Here is a 26,675-nt window from a genome sequence, read left to right as displayed (position 1 = left end):
GGAGACCATAGGCGTTGCTGGCGGGGCCCGCGGGAGCGCGTGTCACTCGCCGACCAACTGAAGCGATCGTGGCCGACCGTCGACATCATCTGACAACGCCCGTGCCTGACCTGAGCGGCGCTGTCTGGCGCAAGAGCAGCAGCACATCGGTGGATTTGGCCCCGATTCCCCAACCGGGCGTGCGGATCGCGCCCGCCAATGAGGTGCCGTGGGACGACCTCCCCCGTCGATCTAGGGCATATCACTGCTAGTGGATCTCCGATCACAGCGATTTGCCCTAGATCGACGGGGAGTGGCGGCGCGCCGGGCCCGGCGGGCCGGGCGGGGGGGAGGGGGGAGGGAGGGAGGGAGGGGGGTCAGCGGTGCCACCATCGGCGGCGCGGGGCTCCCGTACCCTCGGCCGTTGCCCGTGCGTGAGCCACCGCGTCCTGCGCCATGCCCAGGTGCAGGGCGGGTTGCGCGCCGGCCGGCCCCAGCCACTCCACCAGTCGATTGCCCATCGCGAGCACCGCGTCGGCCCGGTCGAGTTCGCCGATCAACACGAGGCACCGTGCGTACACCCCGTAGGTGTTGGCCATCTCCCACACACTCAGCGGGCTCATCGGGTCGAGCAACGCCTGACGCAGCTCGCAGGCCCGCGACGCGGCCTGCGCCGCCTCCCGGACGCTCTCGTCCGGCGCGGGCCGGGTGATGGACCGGTGCAGCAACGCCGTCGCCTGGTTGTGGTACGCCGTGCCCATCGCCGCCTTTGTCCGCGGCCCGGCGGACGGCGGTGCGCCGACGGTGCTCAGGCCCACCGCCACGGCCCGCTCCAGCAACTCCATCCGGGTGGCGACCTGGCCGGCGGCGAACGCGACCTCCGACAGGTCCACCAGTCCGGTGATCAGCTCCGCGAGCGCCTCGTCCCGGGGCGGGCCGGTCACGTCCGCGCTCTCGGCCGCCACGGCGTCGTTCACCCGCTCGAAGATGGTGACCGCCTCACCGCCGGGAGCCATCCCGTCGGCGGCCCTCCCGCGCGCGGACAGCAGCATCCCGCGTCGTGACAGGGCGCGGGCCAACTGCTGCTGGTCCCGCCGCTCGGCCTGCCCCGGGCCCTGCACGGCCTGCCGGTAGGCGTCGATCACCCGGACCCACAGCAGGTCCGCCTCCGCCCAGGTGTCCTGCCTCGTCGAATGCTCCCGCGCCCGCTCGAACAGCCGTTCCCGCTCGTCCGGTCCCATGTTCCGCACCACCCTCCGCGGTAGCAACCCATGACACACCGCCCGCGCTGGCAGTGAACATCATCGATTCTATGGCGGTGGTGGCGCATCGAGCCGCAGGCTGGCCAGAACAAACGGCCACCTCACTGGGTCGTGATCTCGATCAGGCGCCGCAACTGCGACACCGCCTCGGCCGGCCCGTGTACCGTGACGCCGCTCGATTCGCCGGCCGACTCCCGGCCCCACAGCCAGCGCAGCAGCGCCGTCGGCGGGCCGGTGACCGTCACGTCGGCGGCGTCGGCCGCGCCGTCGGTCACGCTGAACACCCCGGGCCCGGTCCGCACCGACCATGCCGCACCATTGGTACGCACGGCGAACGTCCAACCCGGCGAGGCGGCCAGGATCTCGCTGAAGGAGTCGGCCCACTCGGTCACGCAGTACTCCACGAAGACCCGGAGCAGTTCGTCAGCGCCGTCGACGGCGAGGTCGTCCGGGACCGGGGCCACCGGTACGCCGACGCCCAACTCGGCGTCGATGCGGTGGATGACCGTCTCCTGCGCCATCCGCCGGATCGTGAACCCGACGGTCCGGTCCGGCTTGTACCAGGAGCCGGCCGCGTCCTGCGGATCGTGGGCCGCGAACTCGGCCAGCAATGCCGCGTACGCCCGGTCGAGCAGCGCCAGCGGCTCCTCCTTCGCCAGCTCCGCTGGCGGCCACGGCTCGGCCTCGACACCCTCCTGGATGGCCAGGGCCTTGTGCAGGTAGACCTCGCCGACATGGCGGGTCAGATCCGCGACGGTCCAACCGGGGCAGCTCGGCACCGCCGCGGTGAGGTCGGTCGTCGCCACGGCGCGCAGCCGGGCGAAGTCGTCCGCCAGGCAGTCGAGGTATCGGGCGGTCTCCATGCCGGACAGTCCAACACACGGGCACGGTTCGTTGGGGGCACCACCCACCCCGTCGGCGCTACCGTCGGGGCGCCCAGGGCACGACCTTCCCGTTGCGGACGAGCTCGCCGTAGTGCTCGGGAACGACGGGCGCGAGGGCGAGGTCCAGCAGGGGTCCGGTCGCCTGAGCGGGGGTGGCGGCGCTGCGCACGTCCCACCACAGGGCCGAGGTGGGCGTGTTCAGCATTGCCGGACAGGCGGCGGCGAGCAGGATGCCCCGGGTTGCGTCCTGGTCGCGTCGCTGCCGCGCGAGCGCGCGCACGGCGGCGACCTGGCCGATCTTGGAGGGGATGTTGACGAAGCCGGGCCACGCGCCGGCCCGGGCGCTGCCGTCCCGCACGGCGGCACACCAGGCCGCGACCTGCGCGTCGACCTCGTCGAGCGACGCCAGGCCGTCGAACCGGTCATGCAGTACGGGCGCCAGGTGGTGCAGGGTGCCCAGCGAGCTGGCCACCACGATGAGTCGACCACCGTCGGGCAGCAGCGGAGCGAAGGCGCGCAGCACGCGCGTGGTGCCGAAGTTGTTGACCTCGGCGTACCCGTCGATGATCTTCCTGGGGTCGTCGTCGGGGCCAACCCGCATGACGGCGTTGTTGAACACGATGTCGACGCCGCCGTGCCGTTCGGCGAGCAGCGCGGCGAGCCGGTCGGCGGTCCGGGCACCGGACACGTCGAAGACCTCGCCGCGGACGTGGGCGCCGCCGGCGGGCCGGGCGTCGACGGCTGCGGCGACGCGGCCGGCGTCCCGGCCGGTCAGATAGACGGTGTCCTGCGGCGTCATCCGTCGGGCCAGGGCCTCGACCAGGGCCAGGCCGAGGCCCTGGGTGGCGCCGGTGACCAGTGCGACTCTCGGGGTGATGGTCATGCCGCCACGCTAGGCAGACGCCGGCCATGCGACCAACGAGAGTTCCGCACGCGTGGTATGCGTAATGGTCATGGCCTTCTCCGACGCATCCCTCACCGCGCTGCGGGTCTTTCGCGAGGTGGCCGAACGGGGCACCCTCACCGCTGCGGCCGCCGCGCTCGGCTACACCCAGTCCGCGGTGTCCCGACAGATCGCCTCGTTGGAACGAGCGGCGGGAACGCCCCTGCTGGAGCGACGCCACGACGGCGTACGCCTGACGCCCGCCGGGCGCATCGTGGTGCGTCGCGCCGCGTCGGTGGTCGACCAGGTCGACGCCACCGCGCGCGAGCTGGCCGGCCTGCCCGACGAACACGGCACGGTACGCCTCGGCTGGTTCGCCAGCGCCGGGGCGGCGCTGGTGCCCCGGGCACTGGCGACGTTGCGCCGTACCCACCCGGCGATCACCGTGATCTCCCGGGAGGGCAGCACTCCGGCGCTGGTCCGCGCCCTGCGCGCCGGCACCGTGGACCTCGCGGTGCTGGCCTCGGCGCCACCCTTTCGCCCACCCGACACCGAGACCCCCGCACTGGTGTTGCGGACGCTCACCGAACGCACGCTCTGTGTGGCCGTACCCACCGGCCATCCGCTGGCCCGGGGTGAGTTCATCGACGCCGCCGACCTGAACGGTCAGCAGTGGATCGCCGGCTCGGGCGAGGATCGGGTGCTCGGAGTGTGGCCCGGCCTGGACGAGCGGCCGCAGATCGCGCACACCGCCCGCGACTGGCTGGCGAAACTGCAACTGGTCGCCGCCGGCTTCGGCCTGACCACCGTGCCGCCGGTACTCACTCCCGCGCTGCCGCCCGGGGTGCGCATCCTGCCGGTGCGCGGCGGGCCGGTGGAATGGCGACGCGTGCTGCTCGCGCGCCTTCCGCAGGCCCCGACGGATCCCGCCGCCCGGCTGGCCGACGCGCTGCGGGCCGCCGCGACCGAGACGGGCGTACCGGTCTAGTCGGTCGGTCACGGTGGCGGACCGGGGCCGGACCGGCCCGGGCCGGCCCCCTGGTCGCTCAGGCCGCCGGACGTACCCGGTAGGCCAGGTGGGTGACCCCGGTTCCTTCGACGACGCTGATCGGCCCCTCCAACTGCACCGGCGCGATCTTCAGATCGGCGAAGAGCGGGATCCCGGCACCGAGCAGGACCGGTACGAGGTCGACGTGCACCTCGTCGAGCAGACCTGCCTCGATGACCTGTGCCGCGATCGTGCCGCCGTTGACGCCGACCTCCTTGTCGCCCGCGATCGTCTTCGCCCGTTCGATGGCGTGCTCGATGCCGTCGGTGACGAAGACGAACGAGTCGCCCTCGGCTTCCCAGCCCTCCGGCACGTGGTGGGTGACGACCACGACGGGCACGTCCATCGGGTGCCGGCCGCCCCAACCCTTGGTCATGTCGAAGAGTCGTCGACCAACGACCAGTGCTCCGGTCCGCTCGGTGAGGTCGCGCAGGTGCCGCGCGCTCACGGCGGAGGTCCGGAACGTCAGTTCGGGGTGCGTCGTCGGCGTCTCGACGTCGCCGTTCTCGTACCACTGGAACAGGTAGTCGAAGCCACCGTGGGAGGCGTCCGCGATGTAGCCGTCCAACGACATCGTCGCCCCGGTCGTCACCTTCGTCATCGATCCGCTCCTCACTCTGTGTCGGGCCGGCGTACCCGGCCCGCACTATTGGTCGAAGCTGGCGCCGCTGTTCTCGACAGGCCTGCGGTCGTTCTTGCCGGGCACGAAGGCGACCACCCCCAGCGCCAGCGTGGTGATGGCGAGAGCCACCACCGGCGGCAGCCACAGAAGGGCCGGGGTCAGCGCCAGAATGACGACCATCCCGAGCAGCGAGCCCCACGACCAGACGTTGTTGACCGCCCTGAACATGATCCGGCCGGCGAGGATGAGCACCGACCCAACGACGATCAGGGAGGCAGCCCAGCGCTGACCACCACCGCCGAAGGGTGCCCTGATGGCCACCTCGTCGCCGAAGGCGATGAAGACCACCCCCGCGACGAAGGTCAGGTGGGTGTAGGCCGCGATGACGGCGAGCCGGGGACCGCGCTTGTCCAGCGCTCGGCTGAGTGCGCCGCGCCTCGGCAGGAAGTAGAGCCGCCACAGGACCACCGCGTTGGCGAAGGCCACGGCGACGGCGACGGTACGCGGCACGTCGAACGGTCCGCCGGCGTAGGTGGTGCCACTGACCAGAATGAGTTCGCCCAGCGCCACGATGGTGATCTGGCCGTAGCGTTCGGCCAGGTGTTCGCCGACCACCCGGAGCTGGTCGAGGGCCACCCGACCGACCTTCGGCACCGGCCACCCCAGATAGGCGACGGTGAAGTCGATGCCCAGCGCCACGATCCACACGACCAGGCGCGGCTCGGCCGGCAGGAACGCACCGACCAGCCAGGGAATCGCGGAGACGGCGAACCAGACCGCGACGAGCAGGGTACGTCGCTGCAAGGGGTGCCCGCGCAGAGCCGGCAGCAGGACTGCCGCCCGGCCGAGGTGGATGAGGACATACGCGCCGGCGTACAGGAGGCCGTGCGCACCGAAGGCCTGCGGCACCGCGGCGGCCATCAGCAACCCGGCGAACATCACCCCCACCACGAGCCGCTGGATCAGCGGCTCGCTGGGATTAAACCAGTCGGTGGACCAGGCCGTCGCGATCCAGATCCACCAGATCCCGCCGAGCAGGACCATCGTCTGTACGACGTTGAGCCAGTTGGGGTCGTGCAGCAGCCGGCCCGACAGCCGCATCAGGGCGAAGATGAGCGTCAGGTCGAAGAAGAGTTCGAGGGCAGACGCCTGACGCGACGACTCGCGCTGGCGCAGGAGCCGCGAAGGGTTGCTCTTCGGCACCAGGTCGCCCGCCTCGTCTGCTCGCTCGGCAGTAGTTGTATCACGGACGGTAACCGAGTACGGCCAGACGCGTCACTCGGCCTGATCGCCGCAGGCGCTCAGCGGGACCTCACGAGGTCCACCAGTTGGTCCAGCGCCGCGCCCCAGCCCTCGTGGAAGCCGATCTCCTGGGCGACTTCTTCGCCGCCGCGTCGCCGTGGATCGCGTCGCCGTGGATCGCGTTGGCGGTGTACTTCGTACCGACACCGTCCGGCTCGATCTTGACAACGGCGGTGAACGGGGAGCCGCCCTCCTCGATCTGCGGACGGAAGCCCGGACCCCTGCCGGAGGTGAAGATCAGCATCGAGGGTTCCTCGGCCACCAGGATGCAGCCACTGCTCGGGCATTCCTCGCCCTCGGGTGAGCGCATGGTCGTACTCGGGCGTGGTCCAGGCCTTTCAAAGCCTCGCTATTCAGGTACGCGGCACTGAGATCGAGCCCTCCGGGACCTCAGGAGCGGAACGCGCTCAGCACCATCTCCGCGTACCGACGCCACACCGCCGGGTCCCGCTGATCCAGCAGGATGAGCTGCCGGACCGGCCCGCAGAGGATGACCCGGACGTCCAGCTCGCTCGCGTCCGAACGGATCCGGCCGGACGCCTTCGCCGCCGCCACGAGCCGCCCGATCAGGTCCAGGAGGCGGGAGGCGGCCACCAACGTGCCGTCGAAGAAGGCGTCGGCGAGCACCCGGTCGTGCGCGAGGCGCTCGAACAGGTCGGGGACGTACGCGCACAACTCCTGGTAGGCGTCGGTGCCGTCCAGCGCGGCACGGATGCGCCGCTCCAGCTCCTGAAACTGCTCACGCGTCACCGCGACGATCAGGTCTTCCTTGCTGGGATAGCTGCGGTACACCGTCGCCCGACCCACCCCAGCCCGCTCGGCCACCTGCGGCACGGTCACCTGGAGGCCCTGCTCGGTGAAGAGTTCCCGGGCGGCCGCGATCACCCGCTCCTGATTCCGACGAGCGTCCAACCGGCGATGGGAGGCGTCAGGTTCGGTGGGCGCCTGGACGCCGTCGGACGGAACCATGGGCTCAGTTTGCCCGGTCGGCGTCGGTCGCCGACACCGGCCCGTCGCTGTACACCTTGGTGAGTTCGACGTTGAGCACGGTGCAGACCCGGCCGAACGACCAGTAGTACCCGACCACCTGGAGCACCTCGACGATCTCGCGCTCGGTCAGGATCTGCCGTACCTGGTCGAAGAGGTCGTCGGCGACGCGTGGCGACCGCACCACCTCGGCGGCGAACCGGACGAGGGTCCGGTCGTACGCCGAAAGCTCCGGACTGTCGAGGTCCCGGCTGCTGATGATGTCCCGGACACGCTGGTCGACACCGGCCTTCTCGGCCATCGGGGCGTGCTGGGCCGCCTCGAAATCGCAGTCCGTCCACTCGGCCACGGTCAGGACGACGATCTCCCGCGAGCGGGCGGGCAACTCCAGCGAGGTGAACTGCGTCCTCGCGAGCTGAACGAACGGTTTCACCGTGCCGACCGAGTGGGTCAGCATCTTGACCAGCGGGTCCGGCGGCAGGGTGGAGAGGAAGTCGCGGACGTCGTCCGGGGCGGCGTTCGGATCAGGGTCGGCAAGGCGCGGCATTGTTCTCCTCGATTGGTGTCGTCGAGATCGGTCAGGAGGCGTCGTCTGACGGGAGGTCGAACCCCGTCTCACTGAGGTGCCGGAAACGGCCGTCCTCGGCGAACTCCCCGAAGATCGCGATCTCGCGCCGGACGGTGGAGCCGTCGGCCATGGTGATCTCATAGACGTGCCGCTCGGCGTAGCGAGGGCCGTCGTGCAGCTCGTCGAGCACGGTCACCGCGCCACTGGCGATCTGGCTGCGCATCCGCGTCACCATCTCGGCGAACGCGGCCCGATCGAGCGTCTTTCCGTCGCTGCGATGGGTGTAGTCGGGGGCGTAGAAGGAGTCCAGCGCCTCGTTCACGTCGAGCGCCGACTCGAAGGCCACCGCACGGAGAGCGTCGCTGATTCGCGCCTGGTTCATCATTCGGGCACTCCCCCTGGGCAGCAGATCCGGACTCACCTGTCCGGTTGACCTCCAGCGTACCGGACCCGCGAGTCCGGTCAGCAGGAAACCGCAGCCTGGTGGCGCTCTTCACAATAAGTGGACTCGCAGGTCCGGTTAGCGCAACCATCATCCGGACACGTGAGTCCACTTATGGGGAGACGATGAAAGAGAACTCGACGAGCCGGTCGCTCGCCGCGATGGGGCTGGGAACCCTCGCGTACGCCCTGGCTCAGACGACGGTCCTGCCCGCCCTGCCCGCTCTCGCTTCCGCGCTGCACACCGATCGGCAGAGCGTGACCTGGACATTGACCGCCTACCTGATCGCCTCGGCCGTCCTCACCCCGGTCCTCAGCCGGCTCGGCGACCTCTTCGGGCGACGCCGGCTCCTCATGGTGGTCCTGGTGGTGTTCGCGGCCGGATCCGTGCTCAGCGGGCTCTCCGACCACCTGGGCGTGGTGGTGGCCGGCCGCGTGCTGCAGGGCGCGGGCGGTGCCGTCATCCCGCTGGCGGTGGGCATCGCCCGGTCGGCGTTCCCCGCCGAGCGCCGAGCGTGGGCGATCGGCATCATCTCGGCGATCTTCGGCGTGGGCAGCGGCCTCGGTCTGGTGCTCGGCGGCGTGATCGTCGACCACACCTCGTACACCTGGATCTTCTGGGTCACGGCCGCGATGGCGGGCGTGTCAGCGCTGGCGGTCGGCCTCGGCATGCCGGACGCCGGGCAGCGGTCCGCCGGCGGGCGCGTGGACCTGGTCGGCACCGGCCTGCTCAGCATCGGGGTGACGCTCCCGCTGCTCGCGATCAGCCGCGCCGCCACCTGGGGCTGGACCTCCGGACGCACGCTCGGCCTGATCGTCGTGGGGCTGGCGGTGCTGGTGTTGTTCGGCCTGGTGGAACAGCGTAGAGCTCAGCCGCTCGTCGACCTTGCACTGCTGGTCCGGCCCCGGGTGCTCATCACCAACGTCACCACGTTCCTGGTCGGCTGTGGCATGTTCGGGGCGTTCGTGCTGGTCCCGCAGTTCGCCGAAGCCCCGACGAGCACCGGGTACGGCTTCGGCGCGGACGCCACCCGGGCGGGCCTGCTCCTGCTGCCCGGCAGCCTCGCCATGATGGCCGGCGGCACGGTCTCCGCCGCGCTCTACCGCCGTTACGGCGGCCGGTCCGCGCTCGCCGTTGCGGCCAGCGTGACGGCACTCGGTTCGATTCTGCTCGCCGGCGGACACGGCAGCCAAGTGGCGATCCTGTGCTGGTCCTTCGTCGCGCTCATCGGTGTCGGCGTGGCACTGGCCGTCATCCCCACGACTCTCGTCGAGGCGGTGCCGGCCGCTCGCGCGGCGGAGGCTGCCGGGGTCAACGCCCTGATCCGCTCGGTCGGTTCGTCGATCGGCACCCAGGTCATGGCCGGCATCCTCGCGGCCGGGGTGTCCACCGGGAGTCCGTTCCCCGGTGAACACGCGTTCGTCGCCGCTTTCGTCTTCTGCGGTGCCGGCGCTCTGGTCGCCGCCCTGGCCGCGGCCTTCATCCCGCGCAATGCGGCCCTCGTGGAACCCACAACCGCCGCAAGCGCGGCCCAGAACGCGAATGCCGCCTAGATGAGGATGCTCCCGTAGGAGGGTTGGCCCGCCACCTGGTAGGTCGCGTAGACGATGCCAGCCTCGGTGGTGGTCGACCCGGTCAGCTTCAGCCCGGCCGGCGTGGCCCCCTCGGCGAAGAGCCTCTTTCCCTGCCCGAGCACGACCGGGAAGATCAACAGTCGGTACTCGTCGACCAGCTCGGCCTTCTGCAGCGTACGCAGCAGGTCGCCGCTGCCCTGCACGAGGAGCTCACCGTAGGTGCGCTGCTTGAGCGCGGCGACCGTCTCGGCGGCCTCGCCCACCAGGACCTCGGTGTTGTGCCAGTCGGCGGTCATCGGGCTGCGCGTCGCGACGTACTTGGGCATGCTGTTGATCTTTGCCGCGCCTTCCTCGTCGGGCACCTTGGGCCAGTGCCCCGCGAGAAGGTCGTAGGACCGCCGGCCCAGCAGCATGCCCGTCGCCCGGTCGAACACCTCGGTCATGATCTGACCGAACCCCTCGTCCAGGTGCGGCGGCAACCAACCACCGTGCGGGAAGTCGTTCGAGTCGTCCTCGCCGGGCCCACCGGGGCCCTGCATGATCCCGTCCAGCGACACGGAGGTGCCCACCACCAGTTCGCTCGTCATACTCGACTCCCTCCCAGGTGCACGGCAGCGACAACCATCAACACGCGACCCTACTGGCCGGTGCCGTCACACGCCTCCCGACCGCGCCGGCCACGGCCGCCGACGACCCGGTCGTACCGTAGGGCGCATGAGAACCACCACGCTGGGCAGTGCGGGTCCCGAGGTCGGCGTCATCGGCCTGGGGTGCATGGGCATGAGCCACGGATACGACATCACCGGCCCCAAGGACGACGACACCTCGATCGCCGTCATCCGGCAGGCACTGGACCTGGGCGCGACCCTGACCGACACGTCCGACGTGTACGGCCCGTACACCAACGAGGAGCTGGTCGGCCGGGCACTGGCCGGCGGCCACCGGAAGCGCGCGGTCCTGGCCACCAAGGCCGGGCTGGTGGCCACCGCGCCGACCGGTGGCCCCGGCAACTCGCCGACGATCGGTAACAACGGTCGCCCGGAGCACATCCGCGCGGCGATCGACGCCAGCCTGCGGCGGCTCGGCACCGACCACGTCGACCTCTACCAGCTGCACCGCGTCGACCCCGAGGTGCCCATCGAGGAGTCCTGGGGCGCGATGGCGGAGGTCGTCGCGGCCGGCAAGGCACGGCAGATCGGTCTGTCCGAGGTGACGGTGGCCCAGATCCAGCGGGCCCAGGCGGTGCACCCGGTGGCGTCGGTGCAGTCCGAGTTGTCGCTGTGGACCCGTGACCCGTTGGCCGAGGTCCTGCCGTACTGCGCCGAGCAGGGCATCGCCTTCCTGCCGTTCTCCCCACTGGGCCGTGGCTTCCTCGCCGGCCGGTTCGCGTCGTTCGACGACCTGCCCGCCGACGACTTCCGCCGCGGCCTGCCGCGCTTCCAGCAGGACGCTCTGCGCGCCAACCTCGCCATCGTCAGCCGGGTCCGCGAGATCGCCGACCGGGCCGGGCTCAGCCCCGCGCAGGTGGCGCTGGCCTGGGTGGTCGCTCAGGGCAGCCTGGTCATCCCGATCCCCGGCACCAAGACCCCGAGGTACCTGGTGGACAACTCGGCGGCGGGCGATGTGCGGCTCAGCGCAAAGGACCTGGCGGACCTCGACGCCCTGCCCGCTCCGCAGGGTGGCCGCTACTGAGGCTCGACGCGGCATCGCGACGACCGGGAGCGGGCGGCGGCCCGCCCCGGTCAGCCGGGCCGGCGTACGGTGGCCGGAGGGCCGAACTGGACGCCGACGCCGGGTGAGTAGAGCACGCTGACCGGCGGCCCCGTCGGCGCCGGCAGCCCAGCGGCGGCGACCAGCTCGTCGTCCAGGTGCAGCAGCTCGGCCCGGTGCAGTGGCCAACTCGGGTGCCAGTTCGGCAGGTGCAGCGTGCGCCCGTACGCCCGGGTGTGCAGGCCCCAGCGGGCGGTGACGAAGTGCTCCAGCGGGGTCGGGTCGGCGATCCGCTCCCCCACCCGCACCTCCATCCGGCTCGTCGTACCGGCCGGTCCGGGCCAGCGGCGTCGGCACCGGTAGGTGCGACGGTGGCCGTCGCGATCCAGCCGCATGGCCGACCAGAGGTACGGCAGACCCAGCGTCACCCGCGCGACCAGCACCGGGACCAGCCGGGAAGCGTCGAGCGACCGGAACACCACCGCGCGCCGGCCGGTGCCGTCGACCGAGTACAACCGCACGTTGGTCTCCCAGAAGGTGCCGAAGTACGGCACCCCCGGCCCTCGGCCGAAGCCCAGCCCGACCATCCGGAAGCCGATCAGGCCGACGTGGCTGACCCCGTCCAGGACGTCCGGTCGGGTGCCGGCGGGCAGCAGCGGCGCGACGAGTTCCGGCGCGACGGCCCAGTGCAGGAAGGTGAGATCCTGCCAACGCTGCCGCAGGGTCGCCCAGGGAAACGCCCGTCGGGGCGCGGGGTCGACCGGCTCGATGTCCACACCCTCATCCTGCCCGCGACGGTCAGCCGCGAACACCCGTCGACTCACGGCCTCCGGACGGGGACAGTCCGAGGGCCGTGAGCCGTCCGGGGACTACGGCCGCGTGAAGTTGGCGGACGAGGCGCGGTCGTTCTGGAGAAGGCCCTCGTATTCCCCGAAGTTGGACCAGCTGCCCGGCGAGACGCCGTGCGTACGGCCGGACTTGTACTTGTTGTAGTTGCCGTGTTCGTAGAACCAGACGACCTGGCCGGTCAGGTTGATCACCGAGGACGCGGAATCGTTCAGATTGGTGCCGTTGAAGTAGTGGTAGTTGCGGAAATCGGCCGCCTGCCCGGTGAAGTGACCGCTCGCGGGGCTGAGCTCCGGCAGGACCGCGACGCTCCCCGTGAGGTTCCAGTGCTGGTAGATGCACACGTACCCCTGTTGACACTGGTGCGCCGCCTGGGCGGCCGACGGCGTCAGGGTCAGGGCCCCCGCAACGGCCATGGCTGCCGCCACCGCACTCCGGAGAACAGCTCGTCTCATCGAAAACTCTCCCGCTCCAACAGATTGTTCCGGCCATCTCGTGGCCGTTTTGCCGTCGAAAACGTATCGGGCACCAGTGGAGGAAGACTTCATGATCACTGGACGGCGTCCGGTCAGTCCAGCACCTCGACGGTGTCACCGACGCTGACCGTACGACCTTCGCCGGGAGGCCCGCCCGCTTCGGCCCGTACCGTCATCTGGAGGCCGAAGAGGAGCTTCTGGCCGATGTTCCGCCGTGCGGCGAGCATCCACAGCGGCTCACGCCCCCGCTCCCCGGTCTCCTGGTCGATCGTCGCGACCAGACAGCGACCACACTCGTTGGCGCCGTGGAACACGGCCCCGCCGATCCTGATCCGCCGGCCGACCCACTCGCCCTCGGCCCACGGCGCGGCACCGCTGACCACCAGGTTGGGGCGGAACTGGGTCATCGGCAGCGGCCCCTCGGTGCTGCCCGACTCCAACAGCCAGTCGTTGAGCGCGTCCAGCGACGCGGTGTTGGCCAGCAGCAGCGGCGTGCCGTCCGCGAAGCTCACCTCGGCCCCGGCGCCGGCCGCAACCGGCCAGGGAACGAGGTGGCCGGCGGGGTCGCCGAGCCAGACCAGCCGGGCGGGGCGCCCCAACAGCCGGTGCAGCCAGTCGTCCGCCTCGGGGCCGGCGGCGCGTACCGGTGCGGGCGGTCGCCCCCGGAACACCCGGACCTGGATCGCCTCGCCGCCGCCCGGTTCGGCCAGGTCGAGCGGGGCCAGGCCGGGCGCGTCCAGGGTCAGCCCGCCCGGTCGGGGCACCGCCCGTACCGTCACCAGTTCCCGATGTTGGCGCTGGGTCAGGCCGAGCCCGTGTTCGTCCACGATCAGCCAGCGCCGGTCGCCGTCCAGGCCCCACGGCTCGACCCGCGCCGTGTCGCGATCCACCCGGCGACACCCCTTCACCGGGTACGTGTAGATCGAGGCGACTCGCATCCGGTCAGGGTGACACGAGGCGGCGTGACGCCGGTACCCTCGCTCCGGTTGCCTTCAGTCGGAGCTGGTCGCCTCGGATGCGGCATCGTCGCCGCTGGTGGCCGGCGGGACGTCGACGAGGACCTGCATCAGATTGCGCAGTTGTCGCGTGAGGGCCGCCTGCCCCATGCCGGTGAGTGCCGAGGTCGCAATGACCTTGCGCATCAGCCATACCCCGGCGATCAGAGAGAGCAGCAGTTCCGCGCGTGCGGCGGCATCCTGCCCGGGCAGGATATCGGCCAGACGCCGTCCCACGTGCTTCTCGATGCCTGCACGAATGATCTCTGCGGCGCGCGGATTGGCTGCGGAACGCAACATCAGCAGGAACGGGTCCAGGTCGTCGGCGTTCGGCGCGGTCCGCGCGGCCAACCTGGTCGCCGTCCGTTCGCTCAGCCCGCTCGGGTCGTCGCTGATGAGGGTCTGCGGCGCGAATGACCGGTCGACCGCCTCGGCGAACAGCTGCTCCTTGGAGCCGAAATAGCGGTTCACCAGCATCGCGGTCACGCCGGCGCCCCTGGCGACCTCGCGTACGCCGGCACCGTCATAGCCCAGGCGGGTGAATGCCTCCATCGCCGAGGTCAGGATCGCTTCGCGGGTGGCGCCGGCGTCGCGCTGTCGAGGGGCGTCGCTGGATTCGCCTGTGCCTGCCGTCACGTCTACGAGCGTAGACTACCCAGTTCAGAGTTGTCTGGAGTGACCTCCAACATCGTCGCGCCCGGCGCGATCCTCGTGGAGGCCGTCAAGGACCTGCTGACCGAGATCGCCCCCGCCCGCGGCTGGGGCGAGACCTGGGAGCAGATCGAACAGGACGCGACGAACGAGTTGGTTCCCAACGACATCGAGCGTCTCGGCCGGCCGGATGAGATCGCCTCCGCTGTCGCCTTCCTCGCCAGCCCCCTGTCCGGCTACATCAGCGGCGCCAACCTCCGAGTCGACGGCGGCCACATCCGCAACGTCACCTGACGCTCGGACCCATCGCCGCACCCGTAGTGCGGTCAGCGCACGCACCCGAGCGGGCCAGGGCTTGTCTCGATGGCACCGACGACGCCAACATCAAGCCCGCACCTGCCACTATCGACGACACGGCCAACCCTGACCGACCGCCGTCGCAGTGCTAGGCGTGCGGGCCGACGGCGACCGTGCCGACGGTCAACGACGGCACGCCCTCCAGGACCTCGCCGACCCGCTCGACCTGCTCCTGCAAGGCCCTTCGCCGCGCGGCGCCGAGGGCCCGTAGCGGCTCGACCGTGACGTGGATCCGGCGGCCGGAGCGACGGTGGTGCCACACCCCGGCGACCGTGCCGTCGACCAGCAGCACCGGGTAGTTGCCGGCCTGGCCTCGGGCCAGAGCCCGGTCGGCGGCCCTACCCGGGAAGAGCTGGTCGCGCGGGTGGCAGCCGACCGCGTACGCGTCGAAGTAGGGCAGCAGCCGCAGGCCCGACGGCCGGCCGGCTGGGAAGTCGGTGTCGCCGGCCGCCACCCACGCTCGCGTGTCGCCCACCGTCACGGGTGTCAGGTCCAGCGACTCGAACAGTTTCGTCGCCCACGGTGCGGGGACCGACAGCCACCGGGCGAGCTGCGCCGGGGTCGCCGGCCCGTACGCGTACAGATAGCGCCGGACGACCTCGGCCAACGCCTTCGGCCCCGTCGTCGGGGTGAAGCCGGGCAGCCAGCGGGCCGGGCTGGTGTAGGTGGTGGCGCGGCCCCGATCGGGGCCGAAGCAGATGACACCGGCCCGGGTGGCGGCGCCCATCGCGGCGATCCAGCGCGGCCACTTGTCCTGGAACGCGTCCATGACCCGCTCCCCGGCCCACCCGCCGGTGCGGGCGACCACCTGCTCGGTCAACTCCGCGGTGCTCAGCTCGGCGTCGGCCAGCGCATCGGCGAGGGCCGCGAGCACCTGGTCGGTCTGCTGGGGGGTCAGCAGGTCACGGCCCTGCTCGTACGGTGGGACGGGCATCGCGGACAGCGCGCCGGTCCACATCGGCAGGTCTTGCGCGGCGAGCAGGTGCACCGTGCCACGCGCACCACGGGTCTTGACCAACGCCCGGTCCGTCCACAGTGCCCGGCGCACCAGGCTGCGGGTCGCGCCCGGGACCCGCAGCCCGACGGACAGCTCGGCGGCGGAGGCGACCTGGGCGTGCGCGCCGCACATCGCGGAGACCACGGCCGCGAGCGCCGCCGAATCCGGCTCCGGCCCCGCCTGGGCGCGCGCCGACGTCGAGAGCGCGTGCCGCTCCAGCCGCCGGGCGCACACCTGCGCCCAGCTCAGGCGGATCACCGAGCGCTCCCGAGAAGGGCCCGGTTGTCCGCCGGGTCCACCATCGTCGGGTCGCTGACGATTCGGGTCATGCTGCTCACGCTACGACCGAGGTACGTCATTTTCCGGCCCAGGGCTCGGGCCGTTCACCACCGGCCGGGATGGTGGCCGGCCCGCCCGCCGTACGCTGGATAGGGTGACAGTCCCCGCCGAAACAGCCCAAAGGCGGGAATCTATGGGTTCAACGGGAGGAAACGAGCGTGGCGCAGGGTGACGCGGAGCTGGTCCGGCTCGCGCAGGCCGGAGACGCGGCGGCGCTCGGCGTCCTGCTGACCCGGCACGAGGCCGAGATGCGGGCCGTCGCGTTGAGCCTGCTCGGCTACGGTCCGGACGCCGAGGACGCGGTGCAGGACGCGATGGTGGTGGCGCTGCGCCGCGTCGGTGAGGTCCGTGACCCGGCCGCGATCGGCCCGTGGCTACGCGCCATCGTGCGTAACAACAGCCGGATGACGCTGCGCGGCCCTCGGCCGCTCCCGGTCGCCGAGCCGGAGTGGTTCGCCGGCCCCGCCGGCACGCCCACCCCCGAGGAGGCGCTGGACCGCGGTGCGATGCGCGACTGGGTGTGGCACGCCATCGGCGGGCTCTCCGAGACCGACCGGCTGGTGACCATGCTGCGGTACTTCAGCGACGCCTCCTCGTACGAGCAGATCGCGGCCGTGTGCGGCGTGCCGGTCGGCACCGTCCGCAGCCGCCTCAACCACGCCCGGCGCGCGCTCACCGGCGGCCTGCGGGCATCCGCGACCGCGGCGCACGTCGGGGTGGCCGAGGCCGCCGACGCCCGCTGGCGCGAGGGCCGCGACGTGCTCGCCGCCGCGATGCGCGGCGACTTCGACCGGGTGGTCCGCGAGACCTGGTGGCCGGACGCCGAGATGATCATGCCGGGTGGGCGGCGTGGTGGCCGTGACATGGCGGTCCAGGGCATGACGAACGACCTGACCGACGGCGTACGTCAGCGCCTGCGCAACGTCGTCGCCAGTGGCGACGTGGTGATCTGGGAGACCGACCTGATCAGCCCTCCGGACGACCCGGAGCACTGCCCGCCCGCGGCGCTGTGGTTGCAGGTGCTGCGTGAGGGACGGGTGCGACAGTTCACCCTCTTTCACCCCATTCCGGCGCGGGAGATCCGCCGGCCGGCGTTGGTCTGAAAAAAACTTCCGCGGGCGAGCGAACTTTCCGGTCGGCTCCCGCATCTGGTTCCCGTCATTCCTCGCTCGCCGTGTCGGCACCCGCCGTACGGCCTCGGATCGGGAGTTAGCCACATGGGTTCCACCAGCCACGACGTCGACGCCCTCGCACCGGGTGCCCACGAGTTCACCGTCGGCGGCGTCCGGCAGGTCTACCACGTCGCCGGCACCGGCCCGGTGTGCGTGGCGCACTCCGGCGGCCCCGGCATCGACTGGGCCTACCTGCGCACACCGAGCCTCGAAGAGCACTTCACGATGGTGTACGTCGAGCCGGTCGGCACCGGCGCCTCCGGGCGGCTCGACAACCAGGACGACTACCGTCTCGACACGTATGTCCGTTTCCTCGACGCGGTCGTCGACCATCTCGGGGTGCCGGCGGTCTACCTCCTCGGTCACTCGCACGGCGGGTTCGTCGTCCAGCGGTACGCGCTGGCGCACCCGGACCGGGTCGTCGGCCTCGCCCTGTACGACACCTCGCCGGTCACCGGCGCCGAGTTCTGGGACGTGGCGATGGCCGGACTCACCGCGTACCCGCTGCGGCACCCCGACCAGCCCGAGGCGGCGGCGATCCCGGCCGCGTTCCAGCAGGCCGTCACGGCCACGGACGACGAGGCGCTGAGCGCGGGCCTGCGCGGGGCCCTGCCGGTCTACTTCGCGGACTTCTGGGCCCGGCGGGCCGAGTTCGTGCCGTTCCAGGCGGCCGTGCGGGCCTGGTCGGCTCCAGCGGGCGCGCAGGACCCCACGCCCTTCGACGTGCGGGAGAACCTCGGTGAGATCACCGTGCCCACCGTGGTGATCGTGGGTGCGCACGACTTCATCTGCGGGCCCCGGTGGGCCGAACAGCTGCACGACGGCCTCAAGGACTCCCGCCTGGTGGTGCTGGAGCGCAGCGGGCACTTCGGGCACATCGAGCAGCCGGTGGAGTTCACCGAGGCCGTGGCGGAGCTGCTGCGGCGCTGATCCGCGCCGCCGCACCGTGCCCCGAGGTCCGTCGGTCACACCGGGCAGGCCTCGGGGTGCGGATGCGTTGCACGGTCGTAGGCTGTGGCGATCGCTGCACCGTGACGAAGGGGAGACCACCGTGAGCCAGACCGAACGGATGGATTCCGTCGACGAGTGGAACGTGGCCGAGGACGACGGCGTCCTGGACGCCTCCGACACGCTGGACGACGACCGCGTCGGCGACCCCCTCGACACCGGGATCATCGCCGAGGACCACTGGAGCGCCGCCAACCGGTTCGGCACCACGCCCGCCGAGGAGCGGGCGGGCGAGTCCTTGGAGCAGCACCTCGCCCAGGAGGAGCCGGACACCGACCCGTACGCCGAGGGCGGCGACGACGAGGACGAGCTGACCCGGCGGGGGTACGAGCGCGAGGGACGCGCGGGCCGCCTCGTCTCCTACGACGAGGGTGTCCGCGAGGACGACGAGGCCGAGTCGGTGGCGTGGGACGCCGGAATCGACGCGGGCGCCGCCAGCGCCGAGGAGGCCGCGATCCACCTGGTCGAGGACCCCGACGGGCCGGGCGACGGCCCGTTGCGTTGACCCGCGACGGTCGCTGAACGCCGCCCCGCCGCGCCCAGCCCCCTCCAGGGGCGCCGGGCGCGGCGGGGCGGATTCGCTCAGTGGACGATGACCGGCGCCTTGACCAGCTCGGCCTGCTCGTCGTCGAGCGGCTGCGCCGGCTGACGCCGACGCGGCAGCAGGGCGGCCGGGATGAAGGTGAGCACCACCAGCCCGAACGCGACCCAGAACGTGGTGGCGAACGACTTCGCGGCGAAGTCGAGCCCGCGCTCGATGAACTCAGGCGGCACCGGCATCTGCTGCAACAACTCCGGCCGCTGCTGCGACGCGATGGCCAACCCGGCCTCGGTGACCGGCTTGCCGCTCGGGTCCACCAGGCCGGGAATCGGCCGAGAGTTGTTGAGCTCGTTGGTGAGGATCACCGACATCACCGCGGCGCCGACCGACCCGCCGATCTGCTGGAGGATGTTGACCAGCGTGGAGCCGCGCGCGACCTCCTGCGCCTGCAACGTCCGCAACGCCGAGGTCATGATCGGCATCATCGTGCCGCCCATGCCCAGACCCATCACGAACAACGACCCGCCGAGCACCCAGTACGAGGTGCTCGCGTCGACCTGGGTGAAGCTGAAGAACCCGATGACGATGAGCGCCAGCGCGAACGGCACCGTACGACCGATCGGCACCCGGTCGGCGAGCGTCCCGGCGATCGGCATGGTCAGCATCGCGCCGAGGCCCTGCGGCGCCATCAGCAGACCGGCGGCCAGCGTCGACTCGCCACGCACCTGCAGGAAGTAGCTCGGGAACAGCAGGCCGGCGCCCATGAACGCGATGATGAACACGAACAGCGTCACCGAGGCGATGGTCAGGTTGCGGTTGGCGAAGAGCCGCAGGTCGAGCAGCGGATGCCGGGGCTTGAAGGAGTAGAGGACGAACGCCACCACCAGCGCGCCGCCGACCAGCATCGGCGCCCACACCTTGGCCTCGGCGAAGGTGCCCGCCTCGGGCAGTGACGAGATGCCATAGAGGAACAGGGCGAGGCCCGGCGAGAGCATCAGCATGCCGAGGAAATCGAACGACTCGGACGGCTCGGGGGCGTCCTTCGGGAGCGCGAACTGGGCGTAGACCAGGGCGATGACGCCGATCGGCAGGTTGATCAGGAAGATCCAGTGTCAGCTCGCGGTGTCGATCAGCCAGCCGCCGAGGATCGGGCCACCGATCGGGCCGAGCAGCATCGGAATGCCGAGAACGGCCATCAGCCGGCCGATCCGGTGCGGACCGGCCGCCCGGGTCATGATGGTCATGCCCAGCGGCATGAGCATGCCGCCGCCGAGGCCCTGCAGGACGCGGTAGCCGATCAGCTCGCCGATCGAGTCGGCGGTGGCGCACAGCCCGGACCCGATCGTGAACAGGGCCAACGCCACCATGTAGAGCCGTTTGGTGCCGAACCGGTCGGCGGCCCACCCACTGAGCGGGATCACCGTGGCGAGCGCGAGGGTGTAACCGGTCATCGTCCACGCGACGCGGGCGTAGGACGCGTCGAAATCGGTCTGGAACCTGGGCAGCGCGACGCTGACCACCGTCACGTCGAGGATCGACATGATCGCGCCGAGGACCACGACGCCGGCCACCTTGAGCACCGCGGCGTCGAGCTTGTCCGATGTCGCGACGGATTGCTGTGTCACAAACTCTCCTGTAGTCGGTTGAGCCGGCCATTGGTGGACGGTGGCGGCGGTGCCGCGCCGACCAGGCGCGGGGCGCGGGGCGCGGCGAATGAGACGACGACGCGCGCGGGCCACACTATCGGTCGGCACCGACAACTCGCCGCCGGATTACCGACCGCGAGGGCTACGGGTCCGATCGGCCTTCCGACTGGAGCCGTACGTCCGGGTGTCGCCGGCGTCAGGTGGTGACCACCGGCACCGCGGCGGTCAGCGCCCAGTCGTGCCCGATGTCGGCGGCGGCGCGCAGCAGCTTGGGCAGATGCTCCTCACGCAGCGTCTCCAGCGACGTCTCGGCGGCGTGCACGTTCACGTTGAGCGCGGCGATGACCCTTCCGTCGCCGTCGCGTACGCCGGTCGCGACCGACCGGATGCCCGGCGCCAGATCCTGGTCGGCGAGCGCCCACCCCTTGGCCCGTACCTCGCGCAGCACGGCGTCCAACTCGCCGGGCGAGGGCTGCCAGCGGGGCGTGATGCCGGAACGGGACGGCTCGGCGAGCACGGTGGCCAGCGTCTCCGGCGGCAGCCCGGCGAGCAGCACCTTGCCGAGCGACGTCGCGGGGGCCGGGAAGCGGGTGCCGATGGTGACGGCGAGCGTGACGATCTTCGGCACCGCCACGCGGGCGACGTAGACGATGTCACTGCCGTCGAGCTGGGCCATCGAGGTCGACTCGTTGGTCTGCGCGACCAGCTTCTCCATGTGCGGGCGGGCCACGTCCCACATGTTCAGCGCGTTGACGTACGCCATCCCCAGTTCGAGGACGCGCGGGGTGAGGGCGTGGCCACGCCCGACCGCGCGGACGTAGCCCAACGACTCCAGGGTGATGAGGATGCGCCGGACCGTGGGCCGGGCCAGGCCGGTGGCGGCGGCGATCTCACTGAGCGTCATCGACGGGCAGGCCGGACGGAAGGAGCGCAGGACGTCGAGGCCACGAGCGAGAGCCTCGATGAAGTCGGGCCCGGCGCCCCTTCCGTTGTCACTCATGTCCTAATGCTTCCATTGCGCCGAGCCGGCGTCCCACTCGGTGTACTGGTAGGGATTCTCCAGGATCGCGGTCTCCGGGACGTCCGGGTTCATGCCCCGCTGCCACGCCTGCTCCCCCATCGTCTCCCGCAGGTGGTCGATGGTGGCCGTCACCTTCGCCTGGGCGGCGGCGAGGTCGATGTCGACCAGGCGGCCGTCCCGCTTGACCACCCTGCCACCCACCAGCACGGTGTGCACGTCGCCGCGCTGGGCCTGGAAGACGACGTGACCGTGCGGGTTCAGGATCGGGAACATCACCGGCGAGGTGTCGTTCTTGATCAGGACGACGTCGGCCTGCCGGCCCGGCGTGAGGGCGCCGATCGCCGAGTCCATGCCGAGGGCCCGGGCGCCACCCCGGGTGGCCCACTCGACGACCTGCTCGGCGCGCAGGTGACAGTGGGTGATGGTGTCCTGCTTGGCGTGCGCCTCCAGGTGCTCCCGGGAGCGGTCGGCCCCCAGCGTCGTCCGCATCGCCGAGAAGAGATCGCCGCTCCACCACACGCTGGTGTCCATGGACAGCGACACCGGGATGTCGTGGTGGCGCAGCTGCCAGGTGGGCGGGTAGCCCTGCCCAGCGCTCTGCTCGCTCTCGGTCGAGACCGAGACCGAGCCGCCGGTCGCCGCGATCCGGTTGTACGAGTCGTGGGTGAGCGTCGCCGCGTGCACGTAGACGGTCGACGGGTTCATGAAGCCGTGCTCGTGCATCAGCCGGATGCCGTCGTCGTTGGTGGCGCCCCACACCCCGGCGTGCGTGGTCACCGCGGCGCCCAGTTCCCGAGCCACCTCGAAGGCGGCCCGCTCGGGAAAGGCGGGGTCGCCGGTGACGTCGAACGCCATCTGGAAGCCGGCCAGCCCGCCGCCGTCGATCCGGCGACGGTGGAAGTCGCGGAACTCCGGCGAGGTCGCCCACTCCCACGGGCCCTGCTGGATGTTGCCGTAGGCGAGCACGAACCGGCCCGGCACCGCCTCGAGCGCGTCGACCGCCGCGTCGGCGTGGTCGGCCGTCTGTAGGCCGTGCGACCAGTCGACGGTGGTGGTGACGCCCGCGTCGATCGCCTCGATCGCGCCGAGCAGGTTGCCGGCGTAGACGTCCTCGGGCCGGAACAGCTTGCCGGATTCCAGGTAGTACCAGACGAAGTACTGGGTCAGGGTCCAGTCGGCGCCGTACCCCCGCATGGCGGTCTGCCACATGTGCCGGTGGGTGTCCACCATTCCGGGCATGAGGATGCCGCCGGTGGCATCGATCTCCAGGGCGCCCTCGGGGGCGGTCAGGCCGACGCCGACCTCCGCGATCCGGTCGCCGACGACCAGCACGTCGGCGCCGGGCAACACCGTGTGCGCGTCGTCCATGGTGAGAACCAGGCCGTTGCGGAAGACCACCGGCCGGTCGGTTGCGCTCATCGCCACCCATTCCTTTCGGGTACGAGGGCCGGACCGTTGTCCGCTGTGCGGTCAGCCCGAGTGGCGAAAGTGTGGCCCCGGTCACTTGCCGTGTCAAGAGTGTGTTTCGGCGCGGTGAACTTGCCGTTGACATGATCACGGTCGAGGCGCAAGCTGTTCCAGCGGACAGGTGTCCGCAGAACGGGCGGAGACATGGTGCAGCAATCGGCGGGGCCGTTGGCCGGCCTGCTCGTCGCGGACTTCTCCCGGATCCTCGCCGGGCCGTACGCGACGATGCTCCTGGCGGACCTCGGCGCCCAGGTGGTCAAGGTGGAGAGTCCGGGCGGCGACGACACGCGCACCTGGATGCCGCCCACCCGCGACGGTGTGTCGACGTACTACCTCGGCATCAACCGCAACAAGCGGTCGATCGCCCTCGACCTCAGGAACCCGGACGACCTCACGGCCGCACGGGAACTGGCCCGTCGCGCCGACGTGCTGATCGAGAACTTCCGGCCCGGCGGCCTCGCCCGGTTCGGCCTCGACTACGACTCCGTGGCCGCCGCCAACAAGAAGATCGTGTACGCGAGCATCAGCGGCTTCGGCACCGGCGTCGGCCGGGACTTCCCCGGCTACGACCTGATGGTGCAGGCGATCTCCGGGCTGATGAGCCTCACCGGTGACCCCGACGGGCCGCCGTACCGGGCCGGCATCTCCGTCTTCGACGTGATGGCCGGGCTGCACGCGAGCATCGGCATCCTTGCCGCGCTGCACCATCGTGGAGCCACCGGGCAGGGTCAGCACGTCGAGGTCAACCTGCTCAGCTCGGCGCTGTCCGGCCTGGTCAACCACTCCAGCGGCTACGTCGCCGGCGACACCGTCCCGTTCCGGATGGGCAACGCGCACCCCAGCCTCTTTCCGTACGAGCCGCTGCCCACCGCCGACGGCGACCTGATCGTCATCGCCGGCAACGACGGGCAGTTCCGCAAGCTCTGCCAGGTGCTCGACCTGACGGAGCTGCCCGACGACCCCCGTTTCGGGCGCAACCAGGACCGCACGGCCAACCGCGAGCAACTGCGCCCCCTGCTCGTCGAACGGCTCGCCAAGCGGACCAAGGACGAGTGGTTCCGCGACCTGCTCGCCGCGGGCGTCCCGTGCGCGCCGATCAACACCATCGACGGTGGCGTGGCGCTCGCCCAGGAGTTGGGGCTCGACCCGGTGGTGACCGTCGGCGACGTCCCGGGCGTCCGCAATCCCATCACCTTCTCCGACACCCCGGCCCGGTACGAGCTGCCGCCGCCCGGGATCGACGAACACGGCGAGGAGATCCGCGCGTGGCTGAAGAGCTGAGCTTCCCGACCGGCATCGGCACCTCCGACCCGACCACCATCTCGCTGCTCGGACAGGATCTGGCGGCCGATCTGATGGGCACGGTCGGCTTCGGCGAGCTGGCGTACTGGCTGGTCGCCGGCCGCCGCCCCACCTCCGGTGAGGTACGCGTCTTCGAGGCGGTGCTGGTGGCGCTCGCCGATCACGGGTTCACCCCGACCGCGATCGCGGCCCGGCTCACCTACCTCTCCGCGCCGGAGTCGCTGCAGGGCGCGCTCGCCGCCGGCCTGCTCGGCGGTGGCTCGCGCTTCCTCGGGGTGACCGAGGACTGTGGACGCTTCCTCGCCGACACCCTCGCGCAGGCCGGCGAGGTGACCGACTACGACGCGGTCGCGCTCGACGCCGTCAGCCGGGCCCGGCAGGAGCGACGGTTCGTTCCCGGACTCGGGCATCCCGTGCACAAGGAGCAGGACCCGCGTACCCCGGTCCTGATCCGGATCGCCACCGAGGAGGGCCTGCACGGGCCACACCTGCGGCTGTTCGAGGCGATCGGCCGCGTACACCCGCAGGTGCTCGGTCGGACCCTGCCGCTCAACGGCGCGGGCGTCTGCGGCGCGGCGCTCGCCGACCTCGGGCTTCCCGTCGAGATGCTGCGCGGCTTCGCCCTGCTGGCCCGCGCCGCGGGGCTGCTCGGGCACCTCGCCGAGGAGCGGCGTCGGCCGCTCGGCATGGACATCTACCGTGCCGTCGACCGCAACGCCGTCTACGAACCCTGAGTCACCCCGACAACTGCGAAAGGAGTGGAATGGCCACCGTCGTCGCGGTCATCGCCTCCACCCACCACCCGTTCTACTACCGGGCCAGCACGGCCACCGGCGAGGATCGGCCACCGTTCGCCGACGAGTGGACCAGCAAGATCCTGGCGTTCCGCGAGACGCTGACCCGGGCCCGGCCGGACGTGCTGGTGATGGTCGGCTCGGACCACTTCCACCAGCTCTGGCTGGACAACATGCCGCAGTTCCTGGTCGGCAAGGCGCCCACCTACGACGCCAACTGGTACAACGAGGAGCGCGAGTTCGGGCTGCCCCGGATGCTGCTCCAGGGTCAGGAGGACCTGTCCGGGCACATCCTGCGGGCGGGCCTGGACTCCGGCTTCGACCTCGCGTTCAGCAACGAGCTGCGGATCGACCACAGCATCACCTGCCCGATCATCACGCTGCGGCCCGAGGCCGACCTGCCGATCGTGCCGATCTACACGAACATCTTCGCGCCGCCCCTGCCGCAGCCGAAGCGCTTCGTCCAGCTCGGCGAGGCGATCCGGGAGATCGTCGAGTCCTGGCCGTCGCACCTGCGGGTGGCCATCATCGGCACCGGCCACCTCTCGCTGGAGCTGGGCGGGCCCCGGCAGTTCGGGCCGCACGGCCCGGACCCGGAGTTCGACCAGCGGGCCGTCGAGTGGATCGCCAACGGCGACCTGGACGGATGTCTGCGCGAGGTCACCCTGGACAGCCTGCACGCGCCCGGCAACGCCACCCACGGCTTCATGGACTTCATGCTCATGATGGGTGTCGCCGGGGCCGGCGCGAAGGCCGACCACGTCGACACCCTCGACCTGTTCCACACCATGGAGGCGTACTTCACCTGGTATCCGAACGGAGCGCCGACGGCATGAGCAAGTACCTGCTGAACAAGTTCCTGTACTCCGTCGACCGGGATCCGGAGCTGGTCGAGCGCTACCGGAGCGAACCGCGCGAGCTGGTCGCCTGGTGGGAGGCTGAACGCGCCAACACGGTGCTGAACTGCCACGCCGGCGAGTCGAGCACCTGGCTGCGCTTCGACGACGCCGAGCGGGAGGCGCTCGCGACCCACGACCACGTCAAGCTTTTCGAGCTGGGCGCGCACCCGTTCCTCACCCTGACCCTGTTCATCGCGCTGTTCGAGCGGGACAACACCGAGCCGTTGGAGTACCAGAAGTCCTACGGCGCCCGGCTGGCCCATTTCGCGCTGCCGTACCCCGACATCGCGACATGATCCGCGCGGCGCTGGTCACCGCCTGCGGCACGCCGCCGACGATCGTCGAACGGCCGGCACCCGAGCCGGCCGACGGCGAGGTGGGGATCACCGTCGAGGCGGTGCCCGTCACCCCACTCGACCTGCTCTGTGCCACCGGCACCAGCTATTTCGGCACACCGGCGACCCCGTACGTGCCGGGGGTGCAGGGCGTCGGTCGGCTCGCGGACGGCACCGCCGTGTGGTTCGGCACCCCGGCCGGGATGCGGTCCGGTGTGGACGGCAGCATGGCGGCCACGGTCGCCGTGCCCTCCGCCGACGTGGTGGCGCTGCCGCCCGGCGTACCGCTGATCCTGCTCGCCGCCCTGGGCCTCTCCGCCGTCGCCGCGCACGCGGCCCTGACTGACGCCGGCGGCCTGGCGGCCGGCGAACAGGTCGTCGTGCTCGGCGCCGGCGGCGTGGTCGGCCAGGCCGCCGTCCAACTGGCCCTGCTCGGCGGTGCGCGGCGGGTGATCGCCGTGGCCCGCTCGGCCGCGGCGCGCGCCCGCGCCGCGGAGCTCGGCGCGGGGGTCATCGTGGCGCTGCTCGCCGAGGCCGGCGTGGCGGGGCTGGCCGACCGGGTGCACGC

At 71.4% G+C, this 26,675-nt stretch carries 27 protein-coding genes and 3 pseudogenes; 12 read left to right on the top strand and 18 right to left on the bottom strand.

Going from position 1 to position 26,675, the window contains the following annotated elements; translation table 11 throughout:
* Positions 1–356 precede the first annotated feature (356 nt).
* From ACFQGL_RS13250 to ACFQGL_RS13240, 3 genes are all read right to left on the bottom strand, one after another.
* The gene (locus tag ACFQGL_RS13250; RefSeq protein ID WP_377510736.1) at positions 357–1,220 is read right to left on the bottom strand and encodes a hypothetical protein; all 864 of its coding nucleotides are present in this window, start codon (positions 1,218–1,220) and stop codon (positions 357–359) included.
* A gap of 122 nt (positions 1,221–1,342) precedes the next feature.
* Positions 1,343–2,104 (bottom strand): maleylpyruvate isomerase family mycothiol-dependent enzyme, encoded by a 762-nt coding sequence (locus ACFQGL_RS13245; protein WP_377510733.1) that lies wholly within the window; start codon positions 2,102–2,104, stop codon positions 1,343–1,345.
* A gap of 58 nt (positions 2,105–2,162) precedes the next feature.
* On the bottom strand, positions 2,163–3,008 hold the full coding sequence (locus tag ACFQGL_RS13240; RefSeq protein ID WP_377510730.1) for an SDR family NAD(P)-dependent oxidoreductase: 846 nt from the start codon (positions 3,006–3,008) through the stop codon (positions 2,163–2,165).
* A 70-nt stretch (positions 3,009–3,078) separates the two neighbouring features.
* Between ACFQGL_RS13240 and ACFQGL_RS13235 the strand changes: the two genes are divergently transcribed.
* On the top strand, positions 3,079–3,996 hold the full coding sequence (locus ACFQGL_RS13235; protein WP_377510727.1) for a LysR family transcriptional regulator: 918 nt from the start codon (positions 3,079–3,081) through the stop codon (positions 3,994–3,996).
* A 58-nt stretch (positions 3,997–4,054) separates the two neighbouring features.
* Here ACFQGL_RS13235 and ACFQGL_RS13230 read toward each other — a convergent pair whose 3' ends face one another.
* The 6 genes and pseudogenes from ACFQGL_RS13230 to ACFQGL_RS13205 form a co-directional block, all read right to left on the bottom strand.
* Positions 4,055–4,657: a dihydrofolate reductase family protein gene (locus ACFQGL_RS13230; protein WP_377510724.1), complete on the bottom strand. Its 603-nt coding sequence runs from the start codon at positions 4,655–4,657 to the stop codon at positions 4,055–4,057.
* A gap of 45 nt (positions 4,658–4,702) precedes the next feature.
* Positions 4,703–5,881, bottom strand: coding sequence for a low temperature requirement protein A (locus ACFQGL_RS13225; protein ID WP_377510721.1), 1,179 nt, complete (start codon positions 5,879–5,881; stop codon positions 4,703–4,705).
* A 109-nt stretch (positions 5,882–5,990) separates the two neighbouring features.
* A pseudogene (locus tag ACFQGL_RS13220) lies at positions 5,991–6,305 on the bottom strand (SRPBCC domain-containing protein); the annotation flags it as partial.
* 65 nt (positions 6,306–6,370) lie between these two features.
* The gene (locus tag ACFQGL_RS13215; RefSeq protein ID WP_377510718.1) at positions 6,371–6,949 is read right to left on the bottom strand and encodes a TetR/AcrR family transcriptional regulator; all 579 of its coding nucleotides are present in this window, start codon (positions 6,947–6,949) and stop codon (positions 6,371–6,373) included.
* A gap of 4 nt (positions 6,950–6,953) precedes the next feature.
* Entirely contained in the window at positions 6,954–7,514 is a 561-nt protein-coding gene (locus tag ACFQGL_RS13210) for a carboxymuconolactone decarboxylase family protein (RefSeq protein WP_377510715.1), read from the bottom strand.
* 31 nt (positions 7,515–7,545) lie between these two features.
* Positions 7,546–7,917, bottom strand: a complete 372-nt coding sequence (locus ACFQGL_RS13205) for a nuclear transport factor 2 family protein (protein ID WP_377510712.1) — start codon at positions 7,915–7,917, stop codon at positions 7,546–7,548.
* Between the two features lie 185 nt (positions 7,918–8,102).
* Here ACFQGL_RS13205 and ACFQGL_RS13200 point away from each other — a divergent pair, with 185 nt between their 5' ends.
* The gene (locus ACFQGL_RS13200) at positions 8,103–9,530 is read left to right on the top strand and encodes an MFS transporter (protein WP_377510709.1); all 1,428 of its coding nucleotides are present in this window, start codon (positions 8,103–8,105) and stop codon (positions 9,528–9,530) included.
* Here ACFQGL_RS13200 and ACFQGL_RS13195 read toward each other — a convergent pair.
* Positions 9,527–10,138 (bottom strand): dihydrofolate reductase family protein, encoded by a 612-nt coding sequence (locus ACFQGL_RS13195; RefSeq protein ID WP_377510706.1) that lies wholly within the window; start codon positions 10,136–10,138, stop codon positions 9,527–9,529. The genes ACFQGL_RS13200 and ACFQGL_RS13195 overlap by 4 nt on opposite strands.
* A 127-nt stretch (positions 10,139–10,265) precedes the next feature.
* Between ACFQGL_RS13195 and ACFQGL_RS13190 the strand changes: the two genes are divergently transcribed.
* Positions 10,266–11,243, top strand: a complete 978-nt coding sequence (locus ACFQGL_RS13190; protein WP_377510703.1) for an aldo/keto reductase — start codon at positions 10,266–10,268, stop codon at positions 11,241–11,243.
* 50 nt (positions 11,244–11,293) lie between these two features.
* Here ACFQGL_RS13190 and ACFQGL_RS13185 read toward each other — a convergent pair whose 3' ends face one another.
* The 4 genes from ACFQGL_RS13185 to ACFQGL_RS13170 all read right to left on the bottom strand — a co-directional run bounded on the left by ACFQGL_RS13185 (position 11,294) and on the right by ACFQGL_RS13170 (position 14,214).
* The gene (locus ACFQGL_RS13185) at positions 11,294–12,037 is read right to left on the bottom strand and encodes a YqjF family protein (protein ID WP_377510700.1); all 744 of its coding nucleotides are present in this window, start codon (positions 12,035–12,037) and stop codon (positions 11,294–11,296) included.
* Between the two features lie 93 nt (positions 12,038–12,130).
* The gene (locus tag ACFQGL_RS13180) at positions 12,131–12,523 is read right to left on the bottom strand and encodes a peptidase inhibitor family I36 protein (protein WP_377510697.1); all 393 of its coding nucleotides are present in this window, start codon (positions 12,521–12,523) and stop codon (positions 12,131–12,133) included.
* A gap of 152 nt (positions 12,524–12,675) precedes the next feature.
* Complete coding sequence (locus ACFQGL_RS13175; RefSeq protein ID WP_377510694.1) at positions 12,676–13,521, bottom strand: MOSC domain-containing protein; 846 nt, start codon at positions 13,519–13,521, stop codon at positions 12,676–12,678.
* Between the two features lie 54 nt (positions 13,522–13,575).
* Positions 13,576–14,214 (bottom strand): TetR/AcrR family transcriptional regulator, encoded by a 639-nt coding sequence (locus ACFQGL_RS13170; protein WP_377510691.1) that lies wholly within the window; start codon positions 14,212–14,214, stop codon positions 13,576–13,578.
* Between the two features lie 39 nt (positions 14,215–14,253).
* On the opposite strand from ACFQGL_RS13170, the gene ACFQGL_RS13165 reads away from it, so the two are divergent.
* Positions 14,254–14,523 (top strand): SDR family oxidoreductase, encoded by a 270-nt coding sequence (locus tag ACFQGL_RS13165; RefSeq protein ID WP_377510688.1) that lies wholly within the window; start codon positions 14,254–14,256, stop codon positions 14,521–14,523.
* Positions 14,524–14,674: 151 nt separating this feature from the next.
* On the opposite strand, the gene ACFQGL_RS13160 is transcribed toward ACFQGL_RS13165, so the two are convergent.
* Positions 14,675–15,841, bottom strand: coding sequence for a winged helix DNA-binding domain-containing protein (locus ACFQGL_RS13160; protein ID WP_377510685.1), 1,167 nt, complete (start codon positions 15,839–15,841; stop codon positions 14,675–14,677).
* A gap of 239 nt (positions 15,842–16,080) precedes the next feature.
* On the opposite strand from ACFQGL_RS13160, the gene ACFQGL_RS13155 reads away from it, so the two are divergent.
* The 3 genes from ACFQGL_RS13155 (at position 16,081) to ACFQGL_RS13145 (ending at position 18,607) form a co-directional block, all read left to right on the top strand.
* A complete protein-coding gene (locus tag ACFQGL_RS13155; protein WP_377510682.1) occupies positions 16,081–17,025 on the top strand; it encodes an RNA polymerase sigma factor in 945 nt (314 codons plus the stop codon).
* A gap of 114 nt (positions 17,026–17,139) precedes the next feature.
* Positions 17,140–18,024: an alpha/beta fold hydrolase gene (locus ACFQGL_RS13150; protein ID WP_377510679.1), complete on the top strand. Its 885-nt coding sequence runs from the start codon at positions 17,140–17,142 to the stop codon at positions 18,022–18,024.
* 121 nt (positions 18,025–18,145) lie between these two features.
* Entirely contained in the window at positions 18,146–18,607 is a 462-nt protein-coding gene (locus tag ACFQGL_RS13145; RefSeq protein WP_377510676.1) for a DUF5709 domain-containing protein, read from the top strand.
* A 77-nt stretch (positions 18,608–18,684) separates the two neighbouring features.
* Here ACFQGL_RS13145 and ACFQGL_RS13140 read toward each other — a convergent pair.
* From ACFQGL_RS13140 to ACFQGL_RS13130, 3 genes and pseudogenes are all read right to left on the bottom strand, one after another.
* Positions 18,685–20,268: pseudogene (locus tag ACFQGL_RS13140) on the bottom strand (DHA2 family efflux MFS transporter permease subunit).
* Between the two features lie 217 nt (positions 20,269–20,485).
* Positions 20,486–21,289 carry an IclR family transcriptional regulator domain-containing protein gene (locus ACFQGL_RS13135; RefSeq protein WP_377510674.1) on the bottom strand — a complete coding sequence of 268 codons (804 nt, stop codon included), beginning with the start codon at positions 21,287–21,289 and terminating at the stop codon, positions 20,486–20,488.
* Positions 21,290–21,292: 3 nt separating this feature from the next.
* Positions 21,293–22,729, bottom strand: a complete 1,437-nt coding sequence (locus ACFQGL_RS13130) for an amidohydrolase family protein (RefSeq protein WP_377510671.1) — start codon at positions 22,727–22,729, stop codon at positions 21,293–21,295.
* A gap of 192 nt (positions 22,730–22,921) precedes the next feature.
* Here ACFQGL_RS13130 and ACFQGL_RS13125 point away from each other — a divergent pair, with 192 nt between their 5' ends.
* The 5 genes and pseudogenes from ACFQGL_RS13125 to ACFQGL_RS13105 all read left to right on the top strand — a co-directional run.
* Positions 22,922–24,058 carry a CaiB/BaiF CoA transferase family protein gene (locus tag ACFQGL_RS13125; RefSeq protein WP_377510668.1) on the top strand — a complete coding sequence of 379 codons (1,137 nt, stop codon included), beginning with the start codon at positions 22,922–22,924 and terminating at the stop codon, positions 24,056–24,058.
* The gene (locus ACFQGL_RS13120) at positions 24,043–24,813 is read left to right on the top strand and encodes a citryl-CoA lyase (protein ID WP_377510665.1); all 771 of its coding nucleotides are present in this window, start codon (positions 24,043–24,045) and stop codon (positions 24,811–24,813) included. Before ACFQGL_RS13125 ends, ACFQGL_RS13120 begins: the two co-directional genes overlap by 16 nt.
* A 29-nt stretch (positions 24,814–24,842) precedes the next feature.
* Complete coding sequence (locus tag ACFQGL_RS13115; protein ID WP_377510662.1) at positions 24,843–25,709, top strand: DODA-type extradiol aromatic ring-opening family dioxygenase; 867 nt, start codon at positions 24,843–24,845, stop codon at positions 25,707–25,709.
* Positions 25,706–26,068 carry a hypothetical protein gene (locus ACFQGL_RS13110; protein ID WP_377510659.1) on the top strand — a complete coding sequence of 121 codons (363 nt, stop codon included), beginning with the start codon at positions 25,706–25,708 and terminating at the stop codon, positions 26,066–26,068. The genes ACFQGL_RS13115 and ACFQGL_RS13110 overlap by 4 nt, the downstream gene beginning before the upstream one ends.
* Positions 26,065–26,675, top strand: a pseudogene (locus ACFQGL_RS13105) (quinone oxidoreductase family protein); the annotation flags it as partial. The gene ACFQGL_RS13110 and the pseudogene ACFQGL_RS13105, both read left to right, overlap by 4 nt.

The organism is Micromonospora vulcania, from assembly GCF_042658605.1.
Lineage (GTDB): Bacteria > Actinomycetota > Actinomycetes > Mycobacteriales > Micromonosporaceae > Micromonospora > Micromonospora vulcania.
This window is presented reverse-complemented; position numbering and strand designations above follow the sequence as displayed.